Source organism: Brevundimonas sp. BH3, from assembly GCF_045345115.1.
In the GTDB taxonomy this organism is placed as follows: domain Bacteria; phylum Pseudomonadota; class Alphaproteobacteria; order Caulobacterales; family Caulobacteraceae; genus Brevundimonas.
Genome location: NZ_CP150796.1, coordinates 439361 through 466340, shown reverse-complemented (window position 1 = coordinate 466340; position 26980 = coordinate 439361). Strand labels below are relative to the sequence as shown.

Annotated in this window: 29 protein-coding genes; 9 read left to right on the top strand and 20 right to left on the bottom strand. The window is 60.7% G+C overall.

The window, feature by feature from the left end:
* Window positions 1-234: 234 nt before the first annotated feature.
* From WEU32_RS02200 to WEU32_RS02190, 3 genes are read left to right on the top strand one after another with little or no spacing between them, the layout of a single operon-like run.
* Complete coding sequence (locus WEU32_RS02200; protein ID WP_243862767.1) at window positions 235-933, top strand: class I SAM-dependent methyltransferase; 699 nt, start codon at window positions 235-237, stop codon at window positions 931-933.
* Entirely contained in the window at window positions 921-2504 is a 1584-nt protein-coding gene (gene ubiB, locus WEU32_RS02195) for a 2-polyprenylphenol 6-hydroxylase (protein ID WP_406852714.1), read from the top strand. The genes WEU32_RS02200 and ubiB overlap by 13 nt, the downstream gene beginning before the upstream one ends.
* Window positions 2505-2542: 38 nt before the next feature.
* Complete coding sequence (locus WEU32_RS02190) at window positions 2543-3031, top strand: hypothetical protein (RefSeq protein ID WP_406852713.1); 489 nt, start codon at window positions 2543-2545, stop codon at window positions 3029-3031.
* Here the strand turns inward: WEU32_RS02190 and arfB are convergent, their stop codons facing one another.
* The 7 genes from arfB to WEU32_RS02155 form a co-directional block, all read right to left on the bottom strand.
* A complete protein-coding gene (arfB, locus tag WEU32_RS02185; protein WP_406852712.1) occupies window positions 3032-3445 on the bottom strand; it encodes an alternative ribosome rescue aminoacyl-tRNA hydrolase ArfB in 414 nt (137 codons plus the stop codon).
* A complete protein-coding gene (locus WEU32_RS02180; protein ID WP_167174925.1) occupies window positions 3445-3900 on the bottom strand; it encodes a YaiI/YqxD family protein in 456 nt (151 codons plus the stop codon). The genes arfB and WEU32_RS02180 overlap by 1 nt, the downstream gene beginning before the upstream one ends.
* A 100-nt stretch (window positions 3901-4000) precedes the next feature.
* Window positions 4001-5356 carry an amidohydrolase family protein gene (locus WEU32_RS02175; RefSeq protein WP_406852711.1) on the bottom strand — a complete coding sequence of 452 codons (1356 nt, stop codon included), beginning with the start codon at window positions 5354-5356 and terminating at the stop codon, window positions 4001-4003.
* A 3-nt stretch (window positions 5357-5359) separates the two neighbouring features.
* Window positions 5360-6850, bottom strand: coding sequence for an amidohydrolase (locus WEU32_RS02170; protein ID WP_406852710.1), 1491 nt, complete (start codon window positions 6848-6850; stop codon window positions 5360-5362).
* Window positions 6851-6934: 84 nt separating this feature from the next.
* Window positions 6935-7216, bottom strand: a complete 282-nt coding sequence (locus WEU32_RS02165) for a DUF167 family protein (RefSeq protein ID WP_406852709.1) — start codon at window positions 7214-7216, stop codon at window positions 6935-6937.
* An 87-nt stretch (window positions 7217-7303) separates the two neighbouring features.
* Window positions 7304-8233: an electron transfer flavoprotein subunit alpha/FixB family protein gene (locus tag WEU32_RS02160; RefSeq protein ID WP_312815177.1), complete on the bottom strand. Its 930-nt coding sequence runs from the start codon at window positions 8231-8233 to the stop codon at window positions 7304-7306.
* Window positions 8233-8997, bottom strand: a complete 765-nt coding sequence (locus WEU32_RS02155; protein ID WP_406852708.1) for an electron transfer flavoprotein subunit beta/FixA family protein — start codon at window positions 8995-8997, stop codon at window positions 8233-8235. Before WEU32_RS02155 ends, WEU32_RS02160 begins: the two co-directional genes overlap by 1 nt.
* A 136-nt stretch (window positions 8998-9133) precedes the next feature.
* On the opposite strand from WEU32_RS02155, the gene WEU32_RS02150 reads away from it, so the two are divergent.
* Window positions 9134-9463, top strand: coding sequence for a hypothetical protein (locus WEU32_RS02150; protein WP_312134756.1), 330 nt, complete (start codon window positions 9134-9136; stop codon window positions 9461-9463).
* A gap of 91 nt (window positions 9464-9554) precedes the next feature.
* On the opposite strand, the gene WEU32_RS02145 is transcribed toward WEU32_RS02150, so the two are convergent.
* Both WEU32_RS02145 and WEU32_RS02140 read right to left on the bottom strand, forming a co-directional pair.
* Window positions 9555-10127, bottom strand: coding sequence for a cob(I)yrinic acid a,c-diamide adenosyltransferase (locus WEU32_RS02145; protein WP_312134754.1), 573 nt, complete (start codon window positions 10125-10127; stop codon window positions 9555-9557).
* A gap of 38 nt (window positions 10128-10165) precedes the next feature.
* Entirely contained in the window at window positions 10166-10369 is a 204-nt protein-coding gene (locus WEU32_RS02140) for a twin transmembrane helix small protein (protein WP_312134752.1), read from the bottom strand.
* Between the two features lie 159 nt (window positions 10370-10528).
* On the opposite strand from WEU32_RS02140, the gene WEU32_RS02135 reads away from it, so the two are divergent.
* Window positions 10529-12742 carry a TonB-dependent receptor domain-containing protein gene (locus tag WEU32_RS02135; protein ID WP_406852707.1) on the top strand — a complete coding sequence of 738 codons (2214 nt, stop codon included), beginning with the start codon at window positions 10529-10531 and terminating at the stop codon, window positions 12740-12742.
* A 117-nt stretch (window positions 12743-12859) separates the two neighbouring features.
* Entirely contained in the window at window positions 12860-13981 is a 1122-nt protein-coding gene (locus tag WEU32_RS02130) for a hypothetical protein (RefSeq protein WP_312134748.1), read from the top strand.
* Between the two features lie 62 nt (window positions 13982-14043).
* Here WEU32_RS02130 and ahcY read toward each other — a convergent pair whose 3' ends face one another.
* On the bottom strand, window positions 14044-15435 hold the full coding sequence (gene ahcY / locus WEU32_RS02125) for an adenosylhomocysteinase (protein WP_312134746.1): 1392 nt from the start codon (window positions 15433-15435) through the stop codon (window positions 14044-14046).
* Window positions 15436-15715: 280 nt separating this feature from the next.
* On the opposite strand from ahcY, the gene WEU32_RS02120 reads away from it, so the two are divergent.
* Window positions 15716-17182, top strand: coding sequence for a methyl-accepting chemotaxis protein (locus WEU32_RS02120; protein WP_406852706.1), 1467 nt, complete (start codon window positions 15716-15718; stop codon window positions 17180-17182).
* 144 nt (window positions 17183-17326) lie between these two features.
* Complete coding sequence (gene bioB / locus WEU32_RS02115) at window positions 17327-18307, top strand: biotin synthase BioB (protein ID WP_406853479.1); 981 nt, start codon at window positions 17327-17329, stop codon at window positions 18305-18307.
* A 4-nt stretch (window positions 18308-18311) separates the two neighbouring features.
* Here bioB and WEU32_RS02110 read toward each other — a convergent pair whose 3' ends face one another.
* The 10 genes from WEU32_RS02110 to WEU32_RS02065 all read right to left on the bottom strand — a co-directional run bounded on the left by WEU32_RS02110 (window position 18312) and on the right by WEU32_RS02065 (window position 25825).
* Window positions 18312-19499, bottom strand: coding sequence for a divergent polysaccharide deacetylase family protein (locus WEU32_RS02110; RefSeq protein WP_312135457.1), 1188 nt, complete (start codon window positions 19497-19499; stop codon window positions 18312-18314).
* A 127-nt stretch (window positions 19500-19626) separates the two neighbouring features.
* Window positions 19627-20985 carry a S41 family peptidase gene (locus WEU32_RS02105; protein WP_406852705.1) on the bottom strand — a complete coding sequence of 453 codons (1359 nt, stop codon included), beginning with the start codon at window positions 20983-20985 and terminating at the stop codon, window positions 19627-19629.
* 116 nt (window positions 20986-21101) lie between these two features.
* Window positions 21102-22190: a murein hydrolase activator EnvC family protein gene (locus WEU32_RS02100; protein ID WP_406852704.1), complete on the bottom strand. Its 1089-nt coding sequence runs from the start codon at window positions 22188-22190 to the stop codon at window positions 21102-21104.
* Window positions 22190-22654, bottom strand: a complete 465-nt coding sequence (gene rlmH, locus WEU32_RS02095) for a 23S rRNA (pseudouridine(1915)-N(3))-methyltransferase RlmH (RefSeq protein WP_406852703.1) — start codon at window positions 22652-22654, stop codon at window positions 22190-22192. The genes WEU32_RS02100 and rlmH overlap by 1 nt, the downstream gene beginning before the upstream one ends.
* Before the next feature lie 28 nt (window positions 22655-22682).
* Window positions 22683-23183, bottom strand: a complete 501-nt coding sequence (rsfS, locus tag WEU32_RS02090; protein ID WP_406853478.1) for a ribosome silencing factor — start codon at window positions 23181-23183, stop codon at window positions 22683-22685.
* A gap of 57 nt (window positions 23184-23240) precedes the next feature.
* A complete protein-coding gene (locus tag WEU32_RS02085) occupies window positions 23241-23858 on the bottom strand; it encodes a nicotinate-nucleotide adenylyltransferase (RefSeq protein WP_406853477.1) in 618 nt (205 codons plus the stop codon).
* Window positions 23859-24050: 192 nt separating this feature from the next.
* Window positions 24051-24668, bottom strand: a complete 618-nt coding sequence (locus tag WEU32_RS02080) for a DUF6655 family protein (protein WP_167174977.1) — start codon at window positions 24666-24668, stop codon at window positions 24051-24053.
* A gap of 1 nt (window position 24669) precedes the next feature.
* Complete coding sequence (locus tag WEU32_RS02075) at window positions 24670-25110, bottom strand: lactoylglutathione lyase (RefSeq protein ID WP_312134732.1); 441 nt, start codon at window positions 25108-25110, stop codon at window positions 24670-24672.
* Window positions 25111-25185: 75 nt separating this feature from the next.
* Window positions 25186-25425, bottom strand: coding sequence for a zinc-finger domain-containing protein (locus WEU32_RS02070; RefSeq protein ID WP_312815156.1), 240 nt, complete (start codon window positions 25423-25425; stop codon window positions 25186-25188).
* A gap of 91 nt (window positions 25426-25516) precedes the next feature.
* Window positions 25517-25825 (bottom strand): hypothetical protein, encoded by a 309-nt coding sequence (locus WEU32_RS02065; RefSeq protein ID WP_406852702.1) that lies wholly within the window; start codon window positions 25823-25825, stop codon window positions 25517-25519.
* Between the two features lie 164 nt (window positions 25826-25989).
* Here WEU32_RS02065 and WEU32_RS02060 point away from each other — a divergent pair, with 164 nt between their 5' ends.
* Window positions 25990-26979, top strand: a complete 990-nt coding sequence (locus WEU32_RS02060) for an ABC transporter ATP-binding protein (protein ID WP_312815154.1) — start codon at window positions 25990-25992, stop codon at window positions 26977-26979.
* The last annotated feature ends 1 nt before the right edge of the window (window position 26980 follow it).

Here is a 26980-nt window from a genome sequence, read left to right as displayed (position 1 = left end):
ATTTAGTCCCCTAGGCGTAACCCGCTTCTTCCTGCCCCGACAAGCATCCGGTGCATGTCATTGCAAACTTCGCATGCATCGACGGATGACGAACCGCATCACAGGCGCTAAACCAGCCACATGACCTCCTCAGATACCGCTTCCGACAAGTCTGCAGACACGCTCTCGGGCACGCCTTCGGGCAAGACCTCCTCCTTCGGCTTCCGCGATGTTGATGCGCGCGAGAAGGTGCAGATGGTGCGCGGTGTGTTCAACTCGGTCGCCTCTAATTACGACCTGATGAACGACCTGATGAGCGTCGGTGTGCACCGCGTCTGGAAGGACGCTGCCGCCGCAAAGCTGAATGCCCGTCCGGGCGAGGTTATTCTGGATGTGGCCGGTGGCACGGGCGACATGTCGCGTCGCTATTCCAAGATGGCACGCGCCGCACAGGAGCGTCGCGGCGGTGAAGACGCCAAGGTCATCGTGCTGGACTACAATGCCGAGATGATCCTTGCCGGTGTCCATAAGGGCGGCGAGCCGGAAATGGTCTGGAGCGTCGGTGACGCCATGAGCCTGCCGCTGCCGGACGCCTCGGTCGATGCCTATTCGATCAGTTTCGGCATCCGTAACGTGGCCGATATTCCGGTCGCCCTGAAGGAAGCCCGCCGCGTGCTGAAGCCCGGCGGCCGCTTCATGTGCCTCGAATTCTCGCGCCCGACCACGGCGGTCATGCGCAAGGCCTATGACGCATGGTCGTTCAACGCCATTCCGGCCATTGGCCAACTGGTCGCCAAGGACCGTGACAGCTACCAGTATCTGGTGGAATCCATCCGTCGCTTCCCCGACCAGCAGACCTTCAAGACCATGATCGAGGATGCCGGTTTCAGCCGCGTCTCGGTGACCAATCTGACGGGTGGCGTCGCCGCCATTCACCACGGGTGGGCGATCTGAGCCGGCTGACCTTCAAGACCCCGCCCCCCAAACCCGAGGTCGAGCGGATCAAAACGCCCGTGCGTTCGGCCTTGCGGCTGGTACAATGGGGCTGGGTTCTGGCGCGTCACGACGCCCTGATCCCGCGCGAGGCCAATGAACTTCTGCCCGCATGGGGCCGCCCGTTTGCCGGTTTCGTTCAAGCCTTTGCCAGCCGAAAATTGCGCGCCGGACGCCCCGGCCAGCGTGTGGGTGCAGCCTGCGAAAAGCTGGGGCCGGTGGCGATCAAGCTGGGTCAGGTTCTAGCCACCCGCGCCGATATTTTTGGCCTGCAGTTTGCGCAAGACCTTGGCCACCTGAAAGACAAGCTGCCACCCTTCCCGATCGATCAGGCCCGCAAGGAGATCGAGCGCTCTCTCGGTCGCAGTGCCGATAGCCTGTATGTCGATTTCGGTGAGGCCGTAGGCGCCGCATCGCTGGCACAGGCCCATCCGGCCACTATGGCGGACGGCACCAAGGTGGCCGTCAAAATCCTGCGCCCCGGTATCGAACGCAAGGTTTCGCAGGGTCTGGACGCCATGCGTCTGGGGGCCAAGCTGGTGGACTGGGCCGTAGAGCCTGCCCGCCGCCTGGAACCACGCGCCTTTGTCGAGATCATTGCCCGCTCGCTCCAGCTTGAGTTGGACATGCGCCTCGAGGCCGCTGCGGCGTCCGAACTGGGCGAGGTCATGGCCAAGGACGGCTATATGATCGCCCCCAAGGTGATCTGGGATGGCGTTGGCAAGCGCGTTCTTACGCTGGAATGGGCGCAGGGCATACCGATGACGGCCCCTGAAATGGCCGATCTGCCCGTGCTTGAACGCAATGTGCTGGCCGACAAGGTGGTGCGTGCCTTCCTCGTTCAGGCACTGGACCACGGCGTGTTCCATGCTGATCTGCACGAAGGCAATCTGTTCGCCGACGGTGCCGACAAGATCACCGCCATCGATTTTGGCATTGTGGGCCGTCTTCGCCCGTCCGAGCGTCGCTATCTGGCCGAAATATTGTGGGGCTTTATCAGCCGCGATTATGACCGCATCTCGCGCGTCCATTTCGATGCCGGTTATGTACCGCCGCACCATTCGGTGGAAACCTTTGCACAGGCTCTGCGGGCCGTGGGTGAACCGGTCATTGGCCGTGCCGCGTCACAGGTCTCGATGGGGCGTTTGCTGGGTCAGTTGTTCGAGATCACCGCCCTGTTCGACATGCATCTGCGCCCCGAACTGGTGCTGCTGCAAAAGACCATGGTGTCGGTCGAGGGTGTGGCGCGTCGCCTGAACCCCGACCACGACCTATGGGAAGCGGCCAAGCCGGTTGTCGAGCGCTGGATCCGTCGCGAACTGGGCGTACAGGCTCAGGCCAAGGAATTGCTGGAAGATGCCCGCGATACCCTGAAGGCTTTGTCGCAACTGGCGCAGAACCCTCAGCAGTCCCAAACGTTAGTGGTCGAGCGCCCCCATACACCGGCCTGGGTCGTGGTTATCGCCACGCTCTCGGCCTGTGCCTCGGGAGCAGCCTTGATATTGACGCTTTGGCCCGATTTTCTGAGCTGATCCATCGGCTCGGCGACGGGCCAGCAAAGGACTGTTTTATGAAGACGACTGCCCTGTTTGCCTTGATCGCCATGGCTATGGCGGCCCCCGCCGCCGCCAGCGCCCAAACAGCCCCCGCGCAAAACCCCGCAGCGGCAGCGACCTTGCCCGATGCCTTTACCTCACCGACTCAAACGCCCCAACCGGCTCGACCAGCAGCACTGCCAGCGCCGCCGGCTCCCCCCACAGCTCCCGACATTGCCCGTGCGCAAACGGCGCTTTTGGAAGTGATCGCCAATCTGAAATCCGCTGAAATCGATTATACGTCTTTCAGCACCGATCTTGCCGCCAAAATCCGCGAACAATCTTCGCAGATCGGCAGCCTGCTGACCCAGTTCGGTGAAATCAAATCCGTGCGCCATATGGCCCAGCCCGATGGCGTTGACGTGTTCCGCGTGGATTTCGAGAACCAGGCGACCGAATGGATGATAGGCTTCGACAATGAAGACCAGATCGCCGCCCTGTTGTTCCGTCCGGTCGAACAGTAATCAGTCGAAACTGACCTTGCCCCGCCCGCTCTTGACCTCAGAGCGGGTGGACTTGGCCTTAAGGCGGCGCTCCTTGGAGGCCCGCGTCGGCTTGGTGGCCACGCGATAGGCTTGGCGCACCGCCGCCTCGGCGACCATTTCCTCCAGACGCTCGATAGCGTCCTGACGGTTGCGCTCCTGCGTACGAAAACGCGTCGCAGTAATCACGATCACCCCGTCCAGCGTCAGGCGGCTGCCCGCCTTTTTCATCAGGCGCTCGCGCGTATAGTCGTTCAGGCTGGGCGAGTTTTTGGCATCAAACCGCATCTGTACGGCAGTCGAAACCTTGTTGACGTTCTGGCCGCCCGGACCACCGGCGCGATAAAAGCGGAACTCCAGTTCCTCGTCAGGGATGCGGCGTTTCAGTTCAGCCATTACGCCTTCCTTGCTGCCCGCGCGGCAGCGGCATCCAGTGCCTGAAGGAATTTGGAACGATCAGCATTGGAGAAAGGTGGCGGGCCGGAAGTTTCCACCCCCATCGAGCGCAGATGTTCGCCCACCATACGCCCTGCCAGTGCCGAGCCGATGGTGTTCTCGTCCAGCACTGTGCCATTGGGGCGGATACATTCCGCGCCCGATTTCAGGCAACGGTCGGCCAGCGGGAAATCATTGGTGATGACCACATCGCCCGCCCCTGCCCGCTCGGCGATCCAGTCATCAGCAATATCGGGACCGGCATCGACAACGATCTGGCGGATCAGGCTTTCCTGCGGCGTGCGTATCCAACTGTTGGACACCACAAAGACCGGCCAGTTCAGGCGCCGCGCCACGCGATAGACCTCTTCCTTCACAGGGCAGGCATCAGCATCAATGTATAAGGTCTTGGCCATAGCCCCTCTTTAGCGGACTGGCCCGCAAACTAAAGAGCCGCAAGCAAAAGGGCATCCGGCCCATGAACCGGATGCCCCCTTGTTTCACCCTTTCGGATGATCAGTAGGTATAGGCCGGTGCACGGTTGCCCGCAGCATTCGGCAGATAGCGATCACGCAGTTGCAGGTTGCGCGCCGTATCCAGTGGCTGCTCGACACCGTCGATCAGCACGGCTTCAGGTTGGCTCAGCGGTTCGAGCGGATCACCCGACCAGATCACCACATCGCCCGCTGCACCGGCCTTCAGCTCGCCGAACTGACCGGCAAAGCCAAAGATACGCGCCGGATTGACGGTAATGGCGGCAATGGCTGCCTCGAACGGCAGGCCGTGCGAGACGGCATTACCCGCATTATAGCGGATGTCGCGGGCGCGATGGTTTGCACCCTCATTGCCCTTGAGCGCGATCAGCACACCGGCCGCATTCAGCGCGGCGGCGTTCTGCATACGCGCAGCCCGCATTTCGAAATTGCCGGGCAGGTTGGTGATCGGGTGGATCAGAACCGGTACATTGGCAGCAGCGATTTCGTCAGCCACCAGCCAGCCCTCGGCGGCACCGTCCAGAATGACCTTCAGGCCTTCCTCGCGGGCCAGACGCAGAACCTGACGAATGTCCGAGGCACGGTTCACCGTCACGATCAGCGGCATACGGCCTTCGATCACAGGGATCAGGGCCTCGAGGTCAGCACGCGACAGCGACAGGGCGCGCATGTCACCACGGTCATAGGCCGCCTTGTTGCGCTGATAGGCGCGCACTTCGTTGAGGGTTTCCTTGAACAGCACGAACTGGCCACCGCGCGAACCACCGGCCACACGGGCACCGGCTTCACCGAACGGGGCGGTCATGGCCACCTTGGACTTCACCAGAATATCGGTGCCGTCTTTCAGGCTGATAACTGCCGCCTGACCGGCGAACAGGCCCGGCGATTGATAACCGCCATGACCGGCACCGGCCGTCATATCGTCAAAGCCGGAATCGTCATGGCTGTGACCACCACCTGAGCCGCCATGCTGGGGCGTGACCACCGCGCGGGTGACACCGCCCAGACGCGCCGTCGGCAGGGTGAAGGACCACGGATCGATGCCATAGGAGACATCGAACGCCGCTGTCAGCGAGTTGGCGCTGTTAGACAGGTCGTTGGTGCCGCGTACCGAGCTGACTTCGCTGGTCGCGAGGCCGGAATCCACCGCCACAATACCCGGCGAGACCACCTTGCCACGGGCATCAATGGTGCGCATCCCTGCAGGTGCAGTCGATGTGCCGACCGATACCACACGGCCATTACGGATCAGCACAGTGCCGTTTTCAATCACCGAGGTACCGGTCAGAACCTTGGCACCTGTGATGGCGACGTCTTGGGCCAGAACCGGCGTAGCGGTCAGGGCCGCAACAGCGGCCATAATCGAGGTCATACGCATGGATCAGCGGGCTCCCTGTGCGGTGCCTGCGGCAGGGCGGTTAAAGCCCGGCTGGCCCAGTTCGAAATCGGACACCGGCTGATAGGCCGGATTGCTGCGGTCAAAGGTCAGGCTGCCATCGATGAAGACCTGATCGGCCCGCGCATAGACGGACAGAGGATTGGCACTCCAGATCACCACATCGGCGCGTTTGCCGACTTCCAGCGAACCGGTCTGGTCCTCGATGCCGATGGCCTTGGCCGCATTCAGCGTGATCCAGCTGATGGCGCGTTCCTCGGAGATATTCATACCCGCACGACGCCCCGCCGACAGCGAGGCAGCCGCTTCCTGATTAAGACGCTGGATCAGTTCAGCATCGTCAGAGTGGATGACGGCGCACGAATTCGGAGCCGCGTCCACGATGGCCGCGTTTTCCTCGATCCCGTCCAGAGCTTCCATCTTGAAGCCCCACCAGCCGGTCCACATTGCGGCACAGATACCGGCCTCGGCCAGTTTCGGTGCCAGTTTGTAGGCTTCGATAGCATGGTGGAAGGTCTTGATCTTGAAGCCGAACTCTGTGGCCAGATCCATCATCAGCGCCATTTCGTCGGCGCGATAGCAGTGGTTCTGGACCATGATGCTGCCGTCTAGCACACCGGCAATGGTTTCCAGTTGCAGATTGCGGGTCGGCGGCGTGCCCTGACCCGTCTCGCGGTACTTATCCCACTTGTCGCGGTAATCCTGCGCGGCAATGAAGCCTGCACGGAAACCGGCCATATTGCCCATGCCGGTGGCGGGCGTCTGATTGCGGCTGCCATAGACGCGCGACGGGTTTTCACCGCAGGCCATTTTCAGACCATACGGCGCGTTGGGGAACTTCATCGCCTGCATGGTTGTGGCGGGCACGTTACGCAGAGTCACACCGCGACCACCGAACAGGTTGGCCGAACCAGGCAGGATTTGAACCGTGGTGACACCACCGGCGCGGGCCGTGTGGAAACCAGGGTCTTGCGGCCAGACCGAGTGCTCAGACCAGACATTAGCCGTGTTCGGGCCAGTGACTTCGTTACCGTCCGACATGCCCTGCACGCCCGGCGACGGATAGACACCAAGATGCGAGTGGATGTCGATAATGCCCGGCGTCACGAAACGACCACGGCCATCGACAATCTGGTATCCTTGCGGAACCGGCGTCGAGGCATCACCCACAGCGGCGATCAGACCGTCGGTCACAACCACCACACCGTTCTCGATCTTGCGGCCTGCGCCGTCAAATACCGTCGCGCCGACAATCGCCATGTTCTGGCGTGGCAGCGGCGCATAGGTGGACGGATACGGATTAAGATCCGACGCGCTGTTCAAGCCCGTCGCCAGTGCACGGCTTTCGGATTTGACCGGCGTTTGCGCGTTCGAGGACGAAGCCTCACCCGTCGTCGCACAAGCCGACAACAACAATGCGCCCATGGCGCATGACAGGACAGCGAGGCTTGGACCTCGCAGGCGATTTAGTAACATGGGTGAGCCCCCTCACACCCGCAGTCTGCGGGCAGACAACTGTGTGCATTGAGGGGTGACATGGCGCGGCTGTAAAGGCCGAATTCAGCCTGCGGACAATCTTTCGCGCACTTCTGCGTCCGAAAGTCCGCTGACCTCAAGCATCTTCAATCTAGACTGGCTTCCACGCGCCAGATTCACGTCACGGCGCGGCACCCCCAAGGCTTTAGCCATTAGCGCCACCAGTGCCATATTGGCCGCGCCATCAACCGGTATGGCCCGCACTCGTACCTTGAGAACCGGACGCCCATCTGGGTCCACATCCCATCCCTCGACAGCATCCTTAGAGGATTTGGGGGTCAGTTTGACCGGAATACGCGTAATCATCTCTTCTCATAGCCAGCCTGCTGCCCAAAAGAAAACGCGCCGGACAGTTTCTCGTCCGGCGCGTCTTTTATCCATACGAATGGTGGCTTAGCCGAGGGCAGCCATCAGTTCCGGCACGGCGGTCTTGTAGTCGGCGACCAAACCGAAATCCGCAACCTGGAAGATCGGAGCTTCTGGATCCTTGTTGATAGCAACAATGATCTTGGAGTCCTTCATACCGGCCAGGTGCTGGATAGCCCCCGAGATGCCGATACCGATGTAGACTTGCGGCGCGACGACCTTACCGGTCTGGCCGACCTGATAGTCGTTCGGTGCGTAGCCGGCGTCGACAGCAGCGCGCGATGCACCAACGGCAGCGCCCAGCTTGTCCGCCAGCGGCTCGATGACGGCCTTGAACTCTTCGGCCGAACCCAGAGCGCGACCGCCCGAGACGACGATCTTGGCCGCGCCCAGTTCCGGACGGTCCGACTTGACCATCTCTTCCGAGACGAAGGCGATCTTGGAGCCTTCGGCAGTCGCGACGGTTTCGACCGGGGCCGAGCCACCATTGCCAGCAGCAGCAAAAGCGGTCGGACGAACGGTGATGACCTTCTTGGCGTCCGAGGTCTGGATGGTCTCCAGAGCGTTACCGGCGTAGATCGGGCGGACGAAGGTGTCAGCCGAAACGACTTCCACGATGTCCGAGATCGGAGCCACGTCCAGCTTCGCAGCGATACGCGGAGCGTAGTTTTTGCCGTCGGTGTTGGCCGGAACCAGCACGGCGTCATAGCCGGCAGCCAGCGGCACAACGGTGGCGGTCACAGCTTCGGCCAGACCGTGGGCCACGCCAGCGCCTTCGGCCAGCAGGACCTTGCGAACGCCGTCGATCTTGGCGGCAGCGTCGGCCACGGCCTGGGCACCTTGGCCCAGTACCAGAACGTCCACATCGCCCGAAATCGCCTTGGCGGCGGTTACGGTCTTGTGGGTGGTGTCGCGGACGGTCGAACCGTCGTGGTCAGCAATCACGAGAACAGCCATTACAGAGCACCTGCGTCTTTGAGCTTAGCAACCAGTTCAGCGGCATCGGCCACCTTGATACCCGCCGAACGCTTGGGCGGCTCGGTAACCTTCAGCACCTTGAGACGGTCAGCCACGTCCACGCCGTAGTCGGCGACGGTCTTGGTGACGATCTCTTTTTTCTTCGCCTTCATGATGTTCGGCAGCGAAGCGTATCGCGGGGTGTTCAGGCGCAGGTCAACCGTGACCACAGCCGGAAGCTCTGCAGCAACAGTTTGCAGACCACCGTCGACTTCGCGGGTCACGGTAGCCTTGTTGCCTTCGATGACCAGCTTGCCGGCGAAGGTCGCTTGCGGCCAGTCCAGCAGGGCAGCCAGCATTTGACCGACAGCGTTGTTGTCGCCGTCGATGGACTGCTTGCCCATCAGGATCAGGTCCGGCTTTTCTTCATCGACCACGGCCTTGAGCAGCTTGGCAATGGCCAGCGGCTCCAGATCGGCGTCCGACTGAACCAAGATGCCGCGGTCGGCCCCCATGGCCAGAGCCGTACGAATAGTCTCTTGCGCCTGGGTGACGCCGATGGAGACGACCACGATCTCGCTGGCGGTGCCAGCCGCGTGATGTTCCTTGCCTTCCTTAAGACGCACAGCCTCTTCGACGGCGATTTCGTCAAAGGGGTTCATGCTCATCTTGACGTTGGCCAGATCAACACCGGTTTGGTCCGCCTTGACGCGAGCCTTCACATTGGAGTCGATCACCCGTTTAACCGGGACGAGTATCTTCATAAGACTATCCGCTTGTCGTCGAAAAGTTCGGGGAGGAAGTGGACCGAGAGTCCGCGCCTGTCAACGTAACGTAAGGTGAAGAAGCACCGTGCCAAGTGGTGTTTTTTGATTTATAGGCGCTCATATGAAGCGGTTTTTGACTTTTCGTCGTCTGTCCCTGATTTTTGCAGCCCTGTTTGCGGTCGCTATGGGCGGCTTGTTCATCCTGCAACATTTCTGGGTCGAGCCCGGCGAGAAATGTGCCCGTGAGGGACGCTGGTACGACATGGAAACCCGTATCTGTGCCCAGCCTATCTATATTCCGGACATTACAGGCCGCCCCGAAGGCGTCACCCGCGCACAGGCTTCGGCAGAAATGAACAAGGACCTGCTGGATAAGGAAGCGCAACTGGCCGCCTATAACCGCGCCCGCAAGGCGGCCACTGAAGCCGAACGCGCCCGCGTCGAGGCTCTAAACGCCAAATAATAAAGGGCGCGATTAACGCGCCCTTCCAAACAGTCTGTCGTTCAAAGTGTCCTAGCGCGTCACAGCCAGGTTTGATTTTCGCTGCGCGCCTTCAGCGCGTCGCTCCGGGCACCCACTTGATATCGTCCGCGCCATTGGCATTGGCGCGACGAGCAGCCACAAACAAGTGGTCGGACAGGCGGTTGAGATAGCGCAGCGCCTCGATATTGATCACTTCGCCCGCCTCGATCATCGCCACCGTGTCGCGTTCGGCGCGACGGCAAACGGTTCGCGCCACATGCAGATAGGTCGAAAGCGGCGAACCACCCGGCAGAATAAAGCTGTCCAGCGGCTTGAGGCTCTCGTTCATCCAGTCGATTTCCTGCTCCAGACGCTCCACCTGCGATGCGACAATCCGCAGCGCCTCCCATTTGGGCGCAGGCTCCAACGGCGTGGCAAGATCCGCCCCCAAATCAAACAACTCGTTCTGGATACGCCCCAGCTTGGCATCAATGCGGTCATTCTGGGCGCTGTGCAGACGGGCAATGCCGATAATGGCATTCAGTTCGTCCACGGCTCCATAGGCCGAAACGCGATGGCTGGTCTTGGACACTTCCTGTCCTGTGGCCAGTCGCGTCGTCCCCTTGTCCCCGGTGCGCGTGTAGATCTTGTTGAGCGTAACCATGGGAACTCCGTTAAAAAACCAGATGAAACAGAAAGGGCTTAGCCCATGTGCGATTTCTTGATGGCCACACCGACCAGCAGAAGCACAATGGCCGCAGCCTGAAAAATCACACGGATGCGCATCAACTTGTTCGAACGCGCACTTCCCTTTTCGCTGCTGCGATAAAGGTTGGCGATGCCCATAACCAGGCTCGCGACCACGCCGATCATGGCAATGACAATCAGGATATCGATCACGTTCATGCCCTCCTTCTAAAGCGAGCCTCTGGCAGGCACCAGCCTGTATCTCAGCTTCGCGTTCAGCCTCTCGGTATGCGGCAGTCTGTCGCACCTCGCAATGTTGTTATTGCAAATCGTTCTCATAGAGAGTTGAGAAGCACTCGCAAATGAAACGGGGCTTCCATGTCTATCCAGTACACCTCTCGTCGTACCCAATATCTGGCCGCATCCGCACTTGGCGCAGGCCTTCTGACCTTCGGTACCAGCGCGAATGCCGAGACAGTAATTGTGGATCAGAACACGCCCACCCGCGTCAGCGACATCGTCGTGACCGCAGGCGGTTTCGAGCAAAAAATTGAACAGGCCCCTGCTTCGATCAGCGTCCTGACCCGCGAAGAATTGTCTTCCGAGCGTCACCAGAGCCTAGCCGAAGCACTGGCCAATGTTGAGGGCATCGATGTGGGGGCCTCGGCAGGCAAGACCGGCGGTCTGAATATCTCGATCCGCGGTATGCCCAGCGACTACACCCTGATTCTGATCGACGGCCGTCGCCAGAATGCTGCGGGCAACATCACGCCGAACGGCTTTGGTGAAACCTCGACCAGCTTTATTCCGCCCATGTCCGCCATCGACCGCATCGAGGTGGTGCGTGGTCCGGTCTCGACCCTATACGGGTCGGATGCCATGGGCGGCGTGGTCAATATCATCACCCGCAAGGTCGGAACCGAATGGGCTGGCTCGTTCAGCGCCGACGCGACCCTGCAGGGCGACGACCAGTTCGGCAATATCTATAGCGCCAGCGCCTATGCACAGGGGCCTCTGGTTCCCGACCTTCTGGGTCTGGCCCTGCGCGGCCGCTATTCCCAGCGCGAGGCGTCCAGCCTCACCTATGAAAAGGATGATGGCGGCGCGGTCATTATCAGTCAGCGCGGCCCCAGCCCTGTCGAAAACGAAATCTGGTCCATCGGCGGCCGATTGAACCTGACGGCCCATGCCGACCACGACCTCTATGTGGATGTGGACCTGCAACGCCAGTGGTACGACAACTCCACCGCCCAGCTGGGTACGTTGGGCGTACGTGGCTACGGCCCCTCACAGGAGTTCAACCAGAACGAATATGTTGTCGCCCACAACTGGCGCCTGCCGTTTGGTGAACTGCAATCCACCCTGTCGCATTCGACCCGCGAGACACTGGGCCGCATCCTGCCCGACGACGTGCCCGATACTGACCGTAAGGCAGGCGATGCGCGCACGCTGGAAGCGACCAACACCATTTTCGACACCAAGCTGTTGTCGCAGTGGCGCAACCACACCTTCACCCTCGGCGGCCAGTACTGGGATGCCGAAATGGTCGATGGCGTAGCCCCCGCCCCCTATACCCACCAGCAATGGGCTCTGTTTGCCGAAGACGAATGGCGTCTGGCCGACAATCTGGCTCTGACGATGGGCGTCCGCTACGACGATCACAATGTGTTCGGCGACCACTTCAGCCCGCGTGCCTATCTGGTGTGGAATGCGACCGAGAACTGGACCCTGAAGGGTGGCATCAGCCAAGGCTTCAAGACCCCGCGTCTGGACCAGATCGCCCCCGGCATCACCGGCTTCACCGGTCAGGGCACGCGCCCGACCATCGGCACACCGACGCTGCAGCCGGAAACCTCGACCTCGACCGAGTTTGCTGTCTTCTACGACAACCGCGACAATTTCCGCGCCAACTTCGTCGTCTTCTACAACAAATTCACCGACAAGATCACCAGCGGCAACGGCCTGCTGAACTGTTCGTTCGCGCCGATCATCGATAACGGCCCGCCCGTCATCCGTGACGAGACGCAGAACAACCGTCCCGGCTGCGTCGACTATGGCTATTGGCCCGATGTCGATCAGTTCAGCCAGTCGGTAAACGTGGACGAGGCTGTCACACAGGGTGTGGAAGCCGCCTTCCGCTGGAACTTTGCGGACGCATGGTCGCTAAACGGCAACTACACCTATACGGACAGCGAGCAGAAGAGCGGTCCCGAAGCCGGATTGCCCCTCTACAACACGCCCGAGCATATGCTGAATGCCGCCGTGCGCTGGGATGTGAATGAAAAGCTGAACCTGTGGCTACGCGGCGAATATCGCAGCGAACGCTTCCGCGATCCGGACACCGCCACCAGCACGGCCAAGGCCACCTGGGGCGACTATCGCGCCTATGAGGTCTTCCACCTTGGTGGTTCGTACAAGCTGAACGATCGGGTTACCTTTAACGGTGCCATCTACAACCTGCTGGACAAGGATTTCGTCTCCTACGGCTCGTATGTCAGCAACACCAATACCAATGCCGTCAGCTATACCAACCTGTATGCCAACAATCAGGAACCACGCCGTCTCTGGGTGTCGGTAACCACCACCTTCTAAACGGCACAGCCTTTAGAGCCAGTCAGGGCCACCCAAGCGGGTGGCCCTTATTGTTGTATTCGACAAAAGTCGTGCCAGCTAAGTCCTTGGTCATATTTCGACGCCATTAATGCCCGCATGACTGACCGCGCCATCCGAAATCTTGAACATCTTCGCCGCTCTGCCTCGACCGCGCGTGTGCTCAACCTGCTCAAGGTCGCCGACGATCACGGCCATACCGATGAGTGGGCCGAACGGCCTATGTTCCAGACACCGTCACTGAATACGTCGCTGATCATCAAGCACCGCCTGCGTCGTAACGAGACGGACAGCTTCCCCGGTCGCCGTCAGGTCGCCACCAAGCTGGTGCTGCCCATCGATATGAATGACCTGAAGACCGGCGGGCGCTTTGTTTTTGTAAACCAGATCGGTTTCGAGCGCGTCATGCTTGAGGCCTTTGGCCTGCCCCCCGAACATCCGGACATCCGCACACTTCGCCTGATGGACCAGCTTCCCTCTCTGGACCCCTTCCTGTTGCGTGAACAATTACGCCGTGGCGGCGTCGAGGCGGCTCCCTGCTATTTTGCTATTTCCGAAGCCGACCTTGCCAAGATGTCGGCCTTTGTCGAGCGCGAGATTGAACCTCTGGTGCGCCTCAGCCTTGGTGAAAATCAGGACGCTTCACACTCCTCGGCACGGATGGCCAACAAGATCCTGTCCAACACCCCCGGTGACCGTCTGGAGGCCCTGCGCCTGACCTTGCGGCTGGAACCGGAACAGTATCAGGAGGGGGTCTTTTGCTGGAAGGGCTTCCTCTACTACAAATGGGCGCTCAGCAGCCTGACACAGGACATTGCCAAGGTCGCCGACGAGGTGGCCAGTATCAGTCCGTTCGGCCCCGTGGATGCCTCGTCCAAAGAATATATCCGTCGCGGCCGCAGCGTGCTTCGCAGCAATATCGTGCAAACCTGCGACAAGGTCAGCCAGACCCTGCGCTACTATGACGAGGCCTATGCGGGCCTGACCACGCGTGGCGAGCCGCTGGCCTTCCGCGACTTCCTTTTGGAAGCACCGCATCTGTTCACCCGACTGGGCGACCAGTTGGGAGCGATCCAGCATATTGTCAGCTTCTGGCGCTTCCGCTTCAGCCCCAATAGCGCACCCGTACAGGTCGATGAGCTGATCGACATCTTCATGGATTTCGAGACAGGTCTGATGGGGCGTAATCTGGAAGATCTGGCTGCCGAGTTTCAGGTCTGATCGTTCAAAGAAAAGGGCCAGCGTTTCCGCTGGCCCTTTCGCATTTTAACAGTGACTGCCGCTTAGTAGCGGTAGTGTTCCGGCTTGAACGGGCCTTCGACCGGCACGTTGATATAGTCGGCCTGTTCCTTATTCAGGACGGTCAGTTTCGCGCCCAGCTTTTCGAGGTGCAGGAAGGCGACCTTCTCGTCGAGGTGCTTGGGCAGGGTGTAGACCGAGTTCTCGTAGGACTTGGCATTGGTCCACAGTTCGATCTGGGCCAGCGTCTGGTTGGTGAACGAAGCCGACATCACAAACGACGGGTGGCCGGTCGCATTGCCCAAGTTCACCAGACGGCCTTCCGACAGCAGGATGATCTTCTTGCCGTCCGGAAATTCGATGTGGTGGACCTGCGGCTTGATCTCGTCCCACTTGAAGTTCTTCAGGCCAGCGACCTGAATCTCCGAGTCGAAGTGACCGATGTTGCAGACGATGGCGTTGTTACGCATCGCACGCATGTGCTCGACGCGGATAACGTCCTTGTTGCCCGTCGTGGTAACAAAGATGTCGGCCTTGTCGGCAACGTCTTCCAGCGTCTGGACTTCATAGCCTTCCATCGCGGCCTGCAGGGCGCAGATCGGGTCGATTTCGGTGACGATCACGCGTGCGCCGCCGTTACGGAGCGAAGCGGCCGAGCCCTTGCCCACGTCGCCATAGCCGCAAACCACAGCAACCTTGCCCGACAGCATGACGTCGGTGCCGCGACGGATCGCGTCGACCAGAGATTCACGGCAGCCGTACAGGTTGTCGAACTTGGACTTGGTGACGCTGTCATTGACGTTGATGGCCGGGAACGGCAGTTCGCCGCGCTCTGCCATCTGGTACAGACGGTGCACGCCGGTGGTGGTTTCTTCCGACACGCCGCCGATGGCGTCACGGATGGCCGAATAGAAGCCCGGCTTCTCGGCCAGATAGCGCTTCATAACCGTGAAGAGGGCTTCTTCTTCTTCGTTCTGCGGGTTGTTCAGAACCGACGGATCCTTCTCGGCCTTCGGACCAAGCACGCATAGCAGGGTGGCGTCGCCGCCGTCGTCCAGGATCAGGTTCGGATAGCCGCCATCAGCCCATTCGAAGATCTTGTGGGCATAGTCCCAGTACTCTTCGAGGGTTTCACCTTTCAGGGCGAAGACCGGCGTGCCGTTGGCCGCGATGGCGGCGGCGGCGTGGTCCTGCGTCGAGAAAATGTTGCACGAGGCCCAGCGCACTTCTGCACCCAGCGCTTCCAGCGTCTGGATCAGAACGGCGGTCTGAATGGTCATGTGCAGGGAGCCAGCGATGCGGGCCCCCTTCAATGGCTGCGAAGCACCGTATTCCGCGCGCAGCGCCATCAGGCCCGGCATTTCGGTTTCGGCGATAGCGATTTCCTTGTTGCCGAAATCGGCAAGTGAGATGTCGCGGACGATGTAATCGGTCATGCGATGGGGTCTCTTGTGTCTACGCCCACAGGCGAAAATGGCATGGATGGCAGTTTAACTTGCACTGCCTATACCGCGCGCCGCCCCACAGGGCAATCATCATATAAAGATATCTTTATATGTACGTTTCGGTTCTTTGATCCAGATTAAGGTTCCGTTTGGCTTCACAGCGTATGGATAAGCTAGGCCATCCCCCATGAGTAGTATGCCACCAGTGCAGGGCCAGCACCGGTGCAGGAGTTTTGTGCGCGTAATGTCTATACAAGCGTTGGAACACCGTATGAATTTCATGGGTTTGGCCGGAGCGTCTGCCAGCTACCGCGCTATGGGGCCGATTATCGAACGCGCACTGCCCAAGGCGCTTGATGCGTTTTATGATCGTGCGCGTAAAGAGCCGCAAACCATGCGCTTCTTCCGCGACGAAGCCCACATCCAGACGGCCCACGCCGCCCAGCAGCGCCACTGGAAGGCGATTATCGAAGGCCGCGCCGATGCGGAATATGCTGAATCCGTACGCGCCATCGGCAAGGTCCATGCCCGTATCGGACTGGAGCCGCGCTGGTATATCGGTGGCTACAGCATCATTTTGGCCTATCTGACACGCGCGATCGTTGAACGTCCGCGTAAGCTGTTCGCCAACAAAAAAGTCCACGACCGGATCACAGCCGAAGCTATGGCCGAGTTAAGCCAGCGCGTGATGCTGGATATGGACATGGCCATCAGCGTCTATCTGGAAACCCTGGCCGAGGCCCGCAACAAGGCCCAGCAGGAACAGCGCGAAGCGGAGGCCCGCCAGAGCGAAGTTGTCAAAGCGCTCGGAAAAGCCCTGCATGGTCTGGCCGAAAGCGATCTTTCGACCACGATCAACGGTAATTTCCCCGAAGAATACCGCTCGTTGCAGCATGACTTCCATGCCGCAACCCGCGCCCTGCGCACCACGGTCCGTGCCGTGGCCGACAGCGTCGAGAGCCTGAGCGCCGGCTCCAGCCAGTTGGCTGTGGCCTCCGAAGACCTCGCCACCCGCACAGAACGTCAGGCCGCCAATCTTGAGCGCACGGTCAATGAAGCCGATGCCATCGCCACCCAGGTCAGCACCTCTGCCGAAGGCGCACGCCAGACAGCAGCCGCCGTGGCCGAGGCCCGCGCCGATGTCGTCGACACCACCTCGGTTGTGGCCGACGCCGTCAAGGCTATCCACGCCATTGCCGAATCCTCGGCCGAGATCGCCCGCTTCACCAGCCTGATCGACGAGATCGCCTTCCAGACCAACCTTTTGGCCCTGAATGCCAGCGTCGAGGCCGCCCGCGCGGGCGATGCCGGTCGCGGCTTCTCGGTCGTGGCACAGGAAGTGCGCGCGCTGGCCCAGCGTTCAGCCGCCGCATCGGGTGAAATCCGTGGCCTGATCTCGACCTCAAGTGCCCATGTGGCCAACGGTGTCGATCTGGTCGAAAAGACCGGCGAGGCGCTGGAGCGGATCGGGGCCAAGGTGGTCGCTGTTGATGCACTGGCTGGCAGTATTGCCAAATCCGCGCAGGAACAGGCCGAGGGGCTGTCACGCGTGCGTCGTGCCATGGGCGAGATGGACGATATCACACAACAGAACGCCGCCATGACCGAAGAGGCGACAGCCGCAGCGCGTCAACTGGCCAACGAAGCCCACGGTCTCAACCAGCAAGTCAGTCGCTTCAAACTGGAAAAGAATGAGCCAGCCGTTCGCCTCGCTGTCAGCAATACCCACGTCGCCTAAGAACCGACTTATCGATTATCGATGGCGATTTTTTGAAATCGCTCTTGGGACTGAAGCGGTCGGCGTCTAGTTGGTTTGCCCTGTCAAAACAGGAGCCGGACCATGCCAGACGATTTCCACGCCGACCGCCTTCGCACCGCGCAGATGGTGATCCCCCGCCATGACTGGACACTGGCAGAGGTCGAGGCGCTGTTTGCTCGGCCTTTCATGGAACTGGTATTCGAGGCGGCCAGCGTTCATCGCCACTATTTCAATCCGAACGAAGTCCAGAAAAGCCAGCTTCTGTCGGTCAAGACCGGCGGTTGCGCCGAAAACTGCGGCTATTGCTCGCAATCGGCCAGCTTCAAAACGGGGCTTAAGGCTGAAAAGCTGATGGAGCCCACCGCCGTCATCGCTGAGGCCATGGCCGCCAAGGCAGGCGGAGCCAGCCGCTTCTGTATGGGCGCGGCGTGGCGCGAATTAAAGGATCGCGACACCCCAAAACTGGCGGCGATGATTTCAGGCGTCAAAGCGCTGGGACTGGAAACCTGCGCCACGCTTGGAATGTTGAATGCCGATCAGGCCCGCCAACTCAAAGAGGCCGGCCTCGACTATTACAACCACAACCTCGATACCGGCCCCGAATATTATGATCAGGTCGTCACCACCCGCTCTTATCAGGATCGTCTAGATACCCTGCAACATGTGCGTGATGCCGGTATGAACACCTGTTGCGGTGGTATTGTCGGCATGGGGGAAAGCCGACGCGACCGAGCGGGCCTGCTGCATGCACTGGCCACCCTGCCCGTTCACCCCGACAGTTTGCCGGTCAACGCTCTGGTGCCGGTTGGTGGCACCCCTCTTGGCGAGCGGATTCTACAGGAAGGCGAAATCCATCCGATTGAATTTGTTCGCACCGTTGCCGTTGCCCGTCTGGTCTGCCCCAGATCCATAGTGCGTCTGTCTGCTGGCCGCGAAGGCATGAGCGCGGAAATGCAGGCCTTGTGCTTCCTTGCCGGTGCCAATTCCATCTTTGTCGGCGGCAAGCTGTTGACCACACCGAACCCCGAAGAGGATCACGACGCGGCCCTGTTCCGGATGCTTGATCTTCAACCCATGCCGCTGAAGGACAGCATCTCGGCCTGATATTTTAGGCCGTGCGTCCGCGTCGGGTCATGGCCGAGGCTGGAGCCAGTTGCAAACCGCGCTGGTCCAGTCCCGCCACCCAGCGCGAGGCGACCTCGATCGTCACCGGATAGCTGAAGGCAGAGCCAAAAGCAGCACCATCGGTCTTGGCCTGTATTTCAAGCGCATGAAGCTGACGCAGGATTGAGGCGGGTGACTGTTCCTCATCAACAATACGGTCCGCCGATGCACGGGCAAAAGCCCCCGGGCGGCCCTGCAGGCTGCCATCATCGACAAAGGCCAGACCACGCTGGCGCAGCTGGCCCATCAGGGCCGAAGTCGCCGTATCGGAGGTGGCAAAGCGGTCGCCCAGATAGTTGCTGACCCCGTAGAATCCAACGGCCCGCGACAGCAACCAGTCCAGCTTGACCGAGACATCCTCGGCGCTGCTACTGGCCAGCAGCGTATAGGGACCGGGGTCGTTATTCGGATAACCGGTCGGCTCCATCGGTAGTTCGATCAGAACCTCATGGCCATAGGAACGGGCCATATCCACCCAGCGCTGCAAACCCTCGGCATAGGGCACGAAGCTGAGTGTCACTTCGGCGGGCAGTCGCTCGATCGCAGCGCGGGTTGTCACGGCATTCAGCCCCAGCCCCCCCACCACCAACGAGACCGTTGGCTTGCCATTGGCGCGGAACGGACGGGCATAGGCCTGCGCGGGAACACGACCGTCAGCAGCAATGCGCGGTAGCGGGCCTTCCGGCCCCGGCTGGTGCAGGCCAGCCATCGGCGCGGCAGGCAAGGGATCAGGCTGGCGTACTGGGGCAGTAAAACTGCCGGTAGAAGACACGCTGGCCCCTTCGGGCAAGGTAATCAGGGCATCGCCGAAGCCGCCTGCCCCCTCGGCATCCACGCCCTGACCATCAAGGGTCTGATAGAGGTCCATGCCGCCAAAGCCGAACACCTCTTCGCCACTTGCCAGCTCCGCTGTGGGCTGGCCAGCTTCCAGACGTGCGCCTGCAGACGGCATGGCCGCGCGAGGATCACCCGTCACAGCGATAAACAGAGCCGCTGCTCCCACCACGAACAGCCCCGCCGCTCCGACAATTACTTGGGGTTTGGCCAAAATAGCACGGCTGAACCGTTCGCGTGCGGAGGCCACAGGCGTTCCCGCCGTAGCGGCAAGGGCAGATTGTCTCTTTGCGAACATGGTCACAGCGAGGCTCGATCAATCATGGGGGCAGTTGCCGCAAGACGGCAACCTTCACATTCGATCAAGCCACGTCAGGGTTAAGAAAGCCTAACATTTGTTCACCACGTTTAACGAAAGCGCAGTTTTAGTTTGCGCCTTCGTCCTTGGACTCATCGGCCTTGGCCGGATCGGAGATCACAATCCCTTCGGGAGCCGCTGCAATCTTGGACAGATCGCCGCCCGCTTTCAGCACATCCAGAGCACGCTGGAGCTGATAGTCGGTGTCCTTATCGAAATTCTCGCCCGGCGCTTCACGCGGCGTATGGGGACCACGGCGCTCGGCACCGATCGAGGAGTCCAGTGCCGTGGCATAGGCCGCTTCGGAATAGATGAAGCTGGAGCGCGAGATCACCTTGGCCTCGGCTTCGGAACGGGCGACCTCGAGGTCCGGCTCGATACCGATTTTCTGGATCGAACGTCCTGACGGCGTGTAATAACGGGCGGTGGTCAGCGAGACAGCGCCGTCCTGACCACCACGCAGCGGGATCACGGTCTGGACCGAACCCTTGCCGAAGCTGGTCAGGCCTACAATCGTCGCGCGTTCCTGATCCTTGAGTGCACCAGCCACGATTTCCGAAGCCGAAGCCGAGCCATAATTGATCAGCACCACAACCGGCAGCCCGTCGCTCAGATCACCCGCCTTGGCCGACCAGCGCTCGATGTCCTCGGGCTTACGGCCGCGCTGGCTGACGATTTCGCCGCGTTCCATAAAGGTGTCAGACACCGCCACAGCGGCGTTCAGCAAGCCACCGCCATTATTGCGCAGGTCCAGCACATAGCCCTTCAGACCCGGCTTTTCGGTCTTCAGGCGGGCAATGGTTTCGTGCAGTTCGCGCTCGGTATTCTCGTTGAAGGTCGAGATGCGCAGATAGCCATAATCGCCTTCAAGACGACCGGTGACAGAGTTCACCTTGATAACTTCGCGGGTCAGTTCAACTTCGCGCGGGTCTTCGCCGTCGCGCAGGAAGGTGACCTTGATCGAGGTGCCTGCCGCACCGCGCAGCTTGTCCGACACGTCACTGACGGTCATGCCCGCCGTGCTTTGGCCGTTGATGGCGCTGATGACATCGCCGGCCTGAACACCGGCACGGGCCGAGGGGCTTTCGTCCATCGGCGAGACGACCTTGATCAGCGCACCGTCCGCCGAAATGGTCAGGCCGACGCCCGAATACTGGCCCTCGGTACGTTCTCGCAAATCGCCATAGGCCTTGGGAGCCAGATAGTTGGAATGCGGGTCCAGCGCCGTCATCATGCCCGACAGCGCCGCCTCGATCAGCTTCTTGTTATCGACCGGCACCACATAGACCTGCTCGACAATGCCCATAACATCGCCAAACAGTTCCAGCATGCGGAAGGTCTCGTTGCGCGGGGTCTGGCTGGCCACAGCCGCTGCCGATCCACCCAGAACCAGGGCAGCACATCCCACGAGAAGCAGTTTACGCATTCGTTCTCTTTCCTGCGGCCACCGTGTTCGGCGACCGATATCCATTCGCCCGATCCTGACGCGCTATTGACGCAGATACAATCGGTAGATGACGGATTATTTGAGGCAATCCCGGATCAATCCAGCCAGGGTGCAGGATCAATCGGGCGCTCACCACGGCGCAACTCGAAATAGGCTTCGCCATCTTCCGGCGTATAGCCCAGCGTCTGCCCCTCGCTGACACGCTGGCCGACCTCGACATCCACACGGTCCATGCCCGCCATTACGGCACGCCAGCCCGGTCCGAGATCCAGAATAACGATCTCGCCCCATTCCTTCATCGGACCGGCAAACAGCACACGCCCCGCTGCCGGTGCGCCGACCGGAGCTTTGCTGGCATGCCAGCGCCACCCCACAGAACCTGCACCATAGGTCTGGGCCGGAAGCCCGGATACCGGCCGCGCCAACCGATCGCGGCCCGCAGGGTTACGGCTGACCGGCTCGGCGGTCTGTGCATCCAGAGACGGTAGACGCCCGCCAACATCACGAATACGGGCCTCCAGTGCATTGGTCGCGCGCTCGGCCCGGGCCGCCTCGGCCCGCAACACACTACGAAGGGCCATTTTACGAGCGGTCAGATTTTCAATCTCGGCCCGACGTTGGTTCTGCGCGCTTTCAACCGTGAACAGGCGTTCGCTTGACATGGCAGCCAGACGGCGGATGCGATTGATCTCTTCCTGCCGCTCGATCAGAACCGCAGTGCGCTTATGGATTTCCGGCGTCATGGCACGGATCATAATATTGGCCCGCACCGTATCTCGAGCGCGATCGGCAGGCACCAGCAAGGGCGGCGGCGGCTTGCGTGACATCATTTGCAAGGCCGAGAGCAGACGCCCCTGCGCAGCCCCTTCGCGGGACATCTGGGATAACAGGACGGCCTCGCGGTCACCCAATTCTTTCAAACGGGCCCGCTGGGCGTCCATTTGCAAATCATCGCTGGCCTGTTCACCGCGCAACTCGTCCAGTTGTATATCCAGCTTGACCAGATCTTCGGCGGCCTGTGCCGCTTCGGCCCTCAAACGCCGCGCCCGTGCCATCTCGTCACGGTATTCGGCATTCAATCTCGCCAGTTCATCATTCGCAGGCGGACGCTGGCTCGCCGCCGGACCCGAGGCCAGCAGCACCAGTGCCGTTGTTGTTGCAAGAATAAGGACCGGATATTTCATCAGTCCCGATGATAAGGCGATCCGGCCATGATCGTCACGGCCCTATAGACTTGCTCGGCCAACATGGCGCGCGCCAGGGCATGCGGCCAGGTCTGTGGCCCAAATGCAAGGGTCGAGCGGGCAACCTCGCGGACGTGGGCATCCAGCCCGTCTGCACCGCCGATCACAAAGACCAGCTTGCGTTCGCCCTGATCGCGAAGAGCGGCAATATGTTCGGCAAAGGCGCGGCTGGAATAGGCCTTGCCGCGCTCGTCACAGGCGATCAGGTGTGCGCCCTCGGCGGCGGCAAGCAACAGGTCCGCTTCAGGTCCCTTTCCGCTCTTGCGCGGTTCGAGGTCAATCAGTTCCAGTGGCCCCAAACCTAAAGGGCGACCCGCAAGGGTCGCCCGTCGGGCATAGTCGTCTGCCAGTTCCGCCTCGGGGCCACGGCCCGGTTTACCGATCGCCGCAATCGCCAGCTTCATCGAGACAGCCCGTCAGATTCAAGAAAGATCAGTTACGGCCAGCGCCGCGGTGGGCGCTATCAACAGCCCAGATCTTTTCGATGTTGTAGAAGGTGCGCACTTCCGGACGGAACAGGTGGACGATGACGTCACCGGCGTCCAGCAGCACCCAGTCACAGTGCGGCAGGCCTTCGACCTTCACCTTGCCCAAGCCCATTTCCTTGAAGAGGCGCAACAGGTGGTCGGCCAAGGCACCGACGTGACGATGCGAGCGACCCGAGGCCACGATCATGGCGTCGGACATCGGGCTCTTGCCACGCAGGTCGATCAGGACAATGTCCTGCGCCTTGTCAAAATCCAGTTTAGACAGAATGGCGTTTTCCAACTCGGTCTGGCCGACCGGCAGCGGCTGGTTGTTGCCAGCGTCATTCTGAAGAGACTCGTCGTCAAACTCGTCCGCTACCGAATGGAGAGGATCGAGGGCGTCCGTGTCACGCTCTGCCGATTGGGCAGCGACGTCATGCGCATCGTGCGCGGGTTGGGGGCTCAGCGGAGGGCTCCGATAGGGTTTACCAAAAGCCTACTATAGCACCTATCGCACAAAACGTCACCCGTCCTCGATTGAACGCTTGCTTGCCGAGCGGATTGCCGTTGATGAACGTGGGTTCAAGGGGGCCACAATATAGGTCCAGGCCGGCGCTTCGAGACTGGGTAAAAGCCCCGCCTGCTCCGCTGGCACCCGTGCGCGTGCAAACCGTACCGCGGCAGGGGCCGAACGGCTGTCCAGCAGACTTCCGGGACGGGCAATCACGGCCATTGGCATCAGCCGCATAATATCCGTCCACCCCCTCCAGCGATGGAAACCCGCCAGATTGTCAGAGCCCATCAACCACACGAAATGCACACCGGGGTGTCGTGCGACCAAAGTTCTAAGCGTATCGACGGTCCACTGGGTCCCCATACGCGTCTCGACATCCGAGACGATCATCCGCGGCCCCACAACACGGGCCATGTCACGTGCCGAACGCATGCGCTCTTCCAGCGGGGCCATCTCGTGCGAGGATTTAAGCGGATTTTGCGGGGAGACCAGCCAAACCACACGATCCAGCCCGAGACGGCGCATAGCTGTCTCGGCCACATGGGCATGACCGTCATGTGCTGGATTAAACGAGCCGCCAAACAGTCCTACCTTCATACCCGGCGTCAGGTGCAATCCATCCCTCAGCGCTCCGGAACGGAGGCCGCTGCCTTTGGGTGCAGGTCCGGCATGGAAGAAGGACAAGGGCGCTCAGTTACGGCTTTGAGGTGACAGTAGGGTGCTTTTGCTCATGGCTGCCCTAACATGCGGTTTACGGTCTGTCTCGACGAAACCCGACACGCAGCGAAAACGTCTGCAGACGGCCAGTTTTAGGAGCGATCAGAACTCGCGCCAGCTCGACCCCGGATCACGTTCGCCTGGTTGTGCCAGTTGCTGGCCCCAGGTGATCATCATCAGCGCCTTGTGGCTGCGGATCTTGTACTGGCCGATCATGGGTGTGACAGCGCCCAGCGGCATGCCGGTGCGGGTGTCATAGATAAAGCCCGAAAACTCGGCCACACCCATCCGGTCGCGGTTTGAATAGATCGAGACCTCGGGGATGGAGACGACATTCAGCGCGTCATTGATCGGCACACGCATGTCGGGAATACCGAATACGCGGCGCATCTGCTCCAGCGACAGGGCGGCAGCGCGAACCTCGAACACAGCATCGCTTTCACCGCGTTCGCGCACCAGTGCATAACCCGCTTCCGACAGGGCGGCGCGAATGGCGCTCAGGGCAAAACGAGCATTCTCGGCCTGAAAATAGGTCTCATCGACATAGACCCGCGCCCCTTGCGGGATCGGCAGCATCAAGCCTTCGACCGCACGCTCGGCGGCACGGTTGACCAGCAGCATATCCGTTGCCGTCCGCGCCGGATTGGTTTCGGTCACCGAAGCACAGGCTGTCGCCAGCAAGGCCAGCGACAAAACCGGAAGAAGGCGCGCGGCCCCCATCTTACCAGTGACCCGTATTGGGCATTGAAGCCCACGGTTCGGCGGGCGCAAGACGCTCGCCCTTTTGCAGCAACTCGACCGAGATATTGTCCGGCGAGCGGATGAAGGCCATCCAGCCATCGCGCGGCGGGCGGTTGATCACCACGCCACCGGCCGCCAGTTTCTCACAGGCGGCATAGACATCATCGACCTCGAAGGCGAGGTGGCCGAAATTACGACCGCCATCATAATTTTCGGTATCCCAATTATAGGTTAGCTCGATTTCCGGCTGTTTTTCCGCACGGGCACGGTCCGCATCTTGCGGAGCGGCCAGATAGACGAGGGTAAAACGGCCAGCCTCGCTCTCCATACGGCGCGTTTCCACCAGACCCAGCAGGTCACAGTAAAAATGCAGCGAAGCCTCGAGGTCTTTCACCCGAACCATGGTGTGTAAATAACGCATGCGAGCTAGCTTACCCCGAACAACGACCTAAATGTGACAAACCAAAGGCCCGCATTGCTGCGAGCCTTTTTGATATTAGTGCGCTTCCGGCGGGCGGGCGGCCGGATCCAGATAGTGACTGTCGTCCTGAGCATCAGCGACTAACACAAATCGGCGGTCGCAATAGGTGCACTCGACGAAATCGTCCTCACCCATTTCCATGTAAACCAATGGGTGACCGAGGGCTCCGCCACCGCCGTCGCAGGCTACACGCTTTTGCGTGACCCGAACTTCTTCGGCTTGAGGGACAGGGGCGTCGAGGTGGCGCGGCGGCATGGATCAATCCTCAGATAGGCGTTTGCGCCTTCCTAGGCGTCCGCCGCCATCAGGTCAAACCCTTGCCGCCTGTGCCTTGGTTCGCTTTGCTCTAGCTTTTTGAAGAAAAGGCCGACTTCACGCGACCAAAGAAGCGGGCCACACGGTCACGACGACGGGCATAAAAGCTCAGACCCAGACTGGCCGCCCCGATCCACAGTCCCGCCTCGCCGACAATGGCAAAGACACCGGCTATGGCAAGGCCCGCGGTCATGGCGATCATTTCAGCCTTGATAGCAAACACGCTGGCGACAAAACCGGCATAGCCGAGGGCGCAGAATCCAAGGGCGACAAAACCGATCGTGCGCAGTTTCAGCGAACGTTTTTTCGGGGCTTCGATGGCGGTGGTGGCTTGGGTCATTTGCTGTGTCCAGATACCTTGTCGTTATGTAAAGATAACTTGTCCTATCTATTTTGCGATGTCAAGCACACTTGTCTGATGTTTTTTCTGCCATGCCTTGGCTAAGGCCGACATCATCCCTACCTATGGCCCAGCTGTTCCTCTTTGATATGCAAAGCCCGCGCATGACTGCTTCCGCTGCCCCGTCACCTCTCAGCCTGCCCGAAAACGCCATCGAGGTTCGCGGTCTGAAAAAGACCTACAAGGGCAATGGCAAGGCCCCGCCCAAGGTGGCGCTGCGCGGTGTGGATCTGACGGTCAAACGCGGCTCAATGTTCGGCCTTCTGGGTCCGAACGGTGCGGGCAAGTCCACGCTGATCAACATCATTGCCGGCGTGGTGAACAAGTCCGAAGGCACAGTTAAAATCTGGGACCGCGACATCGACACCCACAGCCGCGATGCGCGTTCGGCACTGGGTGTGGTGCCGCAGGAAATCGTCGCCGACGTCTTCTTCACCCCGCGTGAATCCCTAGAGGTTCAGGCCGGTTTCTATGGCGTTCCCGCCGACGAGCGCCGCTCGGACGAGTTGCTGGCCGCCCTTGGCCTGTCGGACAAGGCCAATGCCTATGTGCGCTCGCTGTCGGGCGGCATGAAGCGTCGCCTGATGGTGGCCAAGGCGCTGGTGCATAATCCGCCAGTGCTGATCCTCGATGAGCCGACTGCCGGTGTGGACGTGGAACTGCGCCGCCAGCTTTGGGAATATGTGCGCAAGATCAACGAGGAAGGCGTCACGGTTATCCTGACGACCCACTATCTCGAAGAGGCACAGGAACTGTGCGACACCATCGCCATCGTCAATCGTGGCGAGGTCATCACCTGCGAGCCAACCGAGCAGTTGCTGCGCCGTCTGGACACGCGCAATGTGGTGGTCACGCCCGAGACGCCCGTCACCACCCTGCCCGTCCTCAACGGATTTAGCGTTACGTCGCGGGCCAATGGGGCCTTTGCCGTCACCTATCGCACGGGCGAGGCCAGTGTAGAGCAGGTACTGGCTGCTGTGCGTGGCGCAGGTATTTCCATTCACGACATCACGACCGAAGACCCTGATCTGGAAGACGTCTTCCTCGCCCTGACCTATGGCGATACCAGCCGCCCCGATCCGACCAAGGACTAGG

Coding starts and splice junctions, on each gene's coding strand:
- WEU32_RS02070 (WP_312815156.1), bottom strand. CDS start 25,425: ATGCCGCCGCGCCACCTCGACGCCCCTGTCCCTCAAGCCGAAGAAGTT.
- arfB (WP_406852712.1), bottom strand. CDS start 3,445: ATGGCTGAACTGAAACGCCGCATCCCTGACGAGGAACTGGAGTTCCGC.
- WEU32_RS02060 (WP_312815154.1), top strand. CDS start 25,990: ATGACTGCTTCCGCTGCCCCGTCACCTCTCAGCCTGCCCGAAAACGCC.
- WEU32_RS02190 (WP_406852713.1), top strand. CDS start 2,543: ATGAAGACGACTGCCCTGTTTGCCTTGATCGCCATGGCTATGGCGGCC.
- WEU32_RS02175 (WP_406852711.1), bottom strand. CDS start 5,356: ATGCGTATGACCTCGATTATGGCCGCTGTTGCGGCCCTGACCGCTACG.
- WEU32_RS02155 (WP_406852708.1), bottom strand. CDS start 8,997: ATGAAGATACTCGTCCCGGTTAAACGGGTGATCGACTCCAATGTGAAG.
- bioB (WP_406853479.1), top strand. CDS start 17,327: ATGGTGATCCCCCGCCATGACTGGACACTGGCAGAGGTCGAGGCGCTG.
- WEU32_RS02100 (WP_406852704.1), bottom strand. CDS start 22,190: ATGAAATATCCGGTCCTTATTCTTGCAACAACAACGGCACTGGTGCTG.
- WEU32_RS02120 (WP_406852706.1), top strand. CDS start 15,716: ATGAATTTCATGGGTTTGGCCGGAGCGTCTGCCAGCTACCGCGCTATG.
- WEU32_RS02065 (WP_406852702.1), bottom strand. CDS start 25,825: ATGACCCAAGCCACCACCGCCATCGAAGCCCCGAAAAAACGTTCGCTG.
- WEU32_RS02075 (WP_312134732.1), bottom strand. CDS start 25,110: ATGCGTTATTTACACACCATGGTTCGGGTGAAAGACCTCGAGGCTTCG.
- WEU32_RS02165 (WP_406852709.1), bottom strand. CDS start 7,216: ATGATTACGCGTATTCCGGTCAAACTGACCCCCAAATCCTCTAAGGAT.
- ahcY (WP_312134746.1), bottom strand. CDS start 15,435: ATGACCGATTACATCGTCCGCGACATCTCACTTGCCGATTTCGGCAAC.
- WEU32_RS02135 (WP_406852707.1), top strand. CDS start 10,529: ATGTCTATCCAGTACACCTCTCGTCGTACCCAATATCTGGCCGCATCC.
- WEU32_RS02145 (WP_312134754.1), bottom strand. CDS start 10,127: ATGGTTACGCTCAACAAGATCTACACGCGCACCGGGGACAAGGGGACG.
- WEU32_RS02080 (WP_167174977.1), bottom strand. CDS start 24,668: ATGGGGGCCGCGCGCCTTCTTCCGGTTTTGTCGCTGGCCTTGCTGGCG.
- WEU32_RS02200 (WP_243862767.1), top strand. CDS start 235: ATGGTGCGCGGTGTGTTCAACTCGGTCGCCTCTAATTACGACCTGATG.
- WEU32_RS02105 (WP_406852705.1), bottom strand. CDS start 20,985: ATGCGTAAACTGCTTCTCGTGGGATGTGCTGCCCTGGTTCTGGGTGGA.
- WEU32_RS02140 (WP_312134752.1), bottom strand. CDS start 10,369: ATGAACGTGATCGATATCCTGATTGTCATTGCCATGATCGGCGTGGTC.
- WEU32_RS02160 (WP_312815177.1), bottom strand. CDS start 8,233: ATGGCTGTTCTCGTGATTGCTGACCACGACGGTTCGACCGTCCGCGAC.
- rlmH (WP_406852703.1), bottom strand. CDS start 22,654: ATGAAGCTGGCGATTGCGGCGATCGGTAAACCGGGCCGTGGCCCCGAG.
- WEU32_RS02170 (WP_406852710.1), bottom strand. CDS start 6,850: ATGTTACTAAATCGCCTGCGAGGTCCAAGCCTCGCTGTCCTGTCATGC.
- WEU32_RS02130 (WP_312134748.1), top strand. CDS start 12,860: ATGACTGACCGCGCCATCCGAAATCTTGAACATCTTCGCCGCTCTGCC.
- WEU32_RS02110 (WP_312135457.1), bottom strand. CDS start 19,499: ATGTTCGCAAAGAGACAATCTGCCCTTGCCGCTACGGCGGGAACGCCT.
- WEU32_RS02180 (WP_167174925.1), bottom strand. CDS start 3,900: ATGGCCAAGACCTTATACATTGATGCTGATGCCTGCCCTGTGAAGGAA.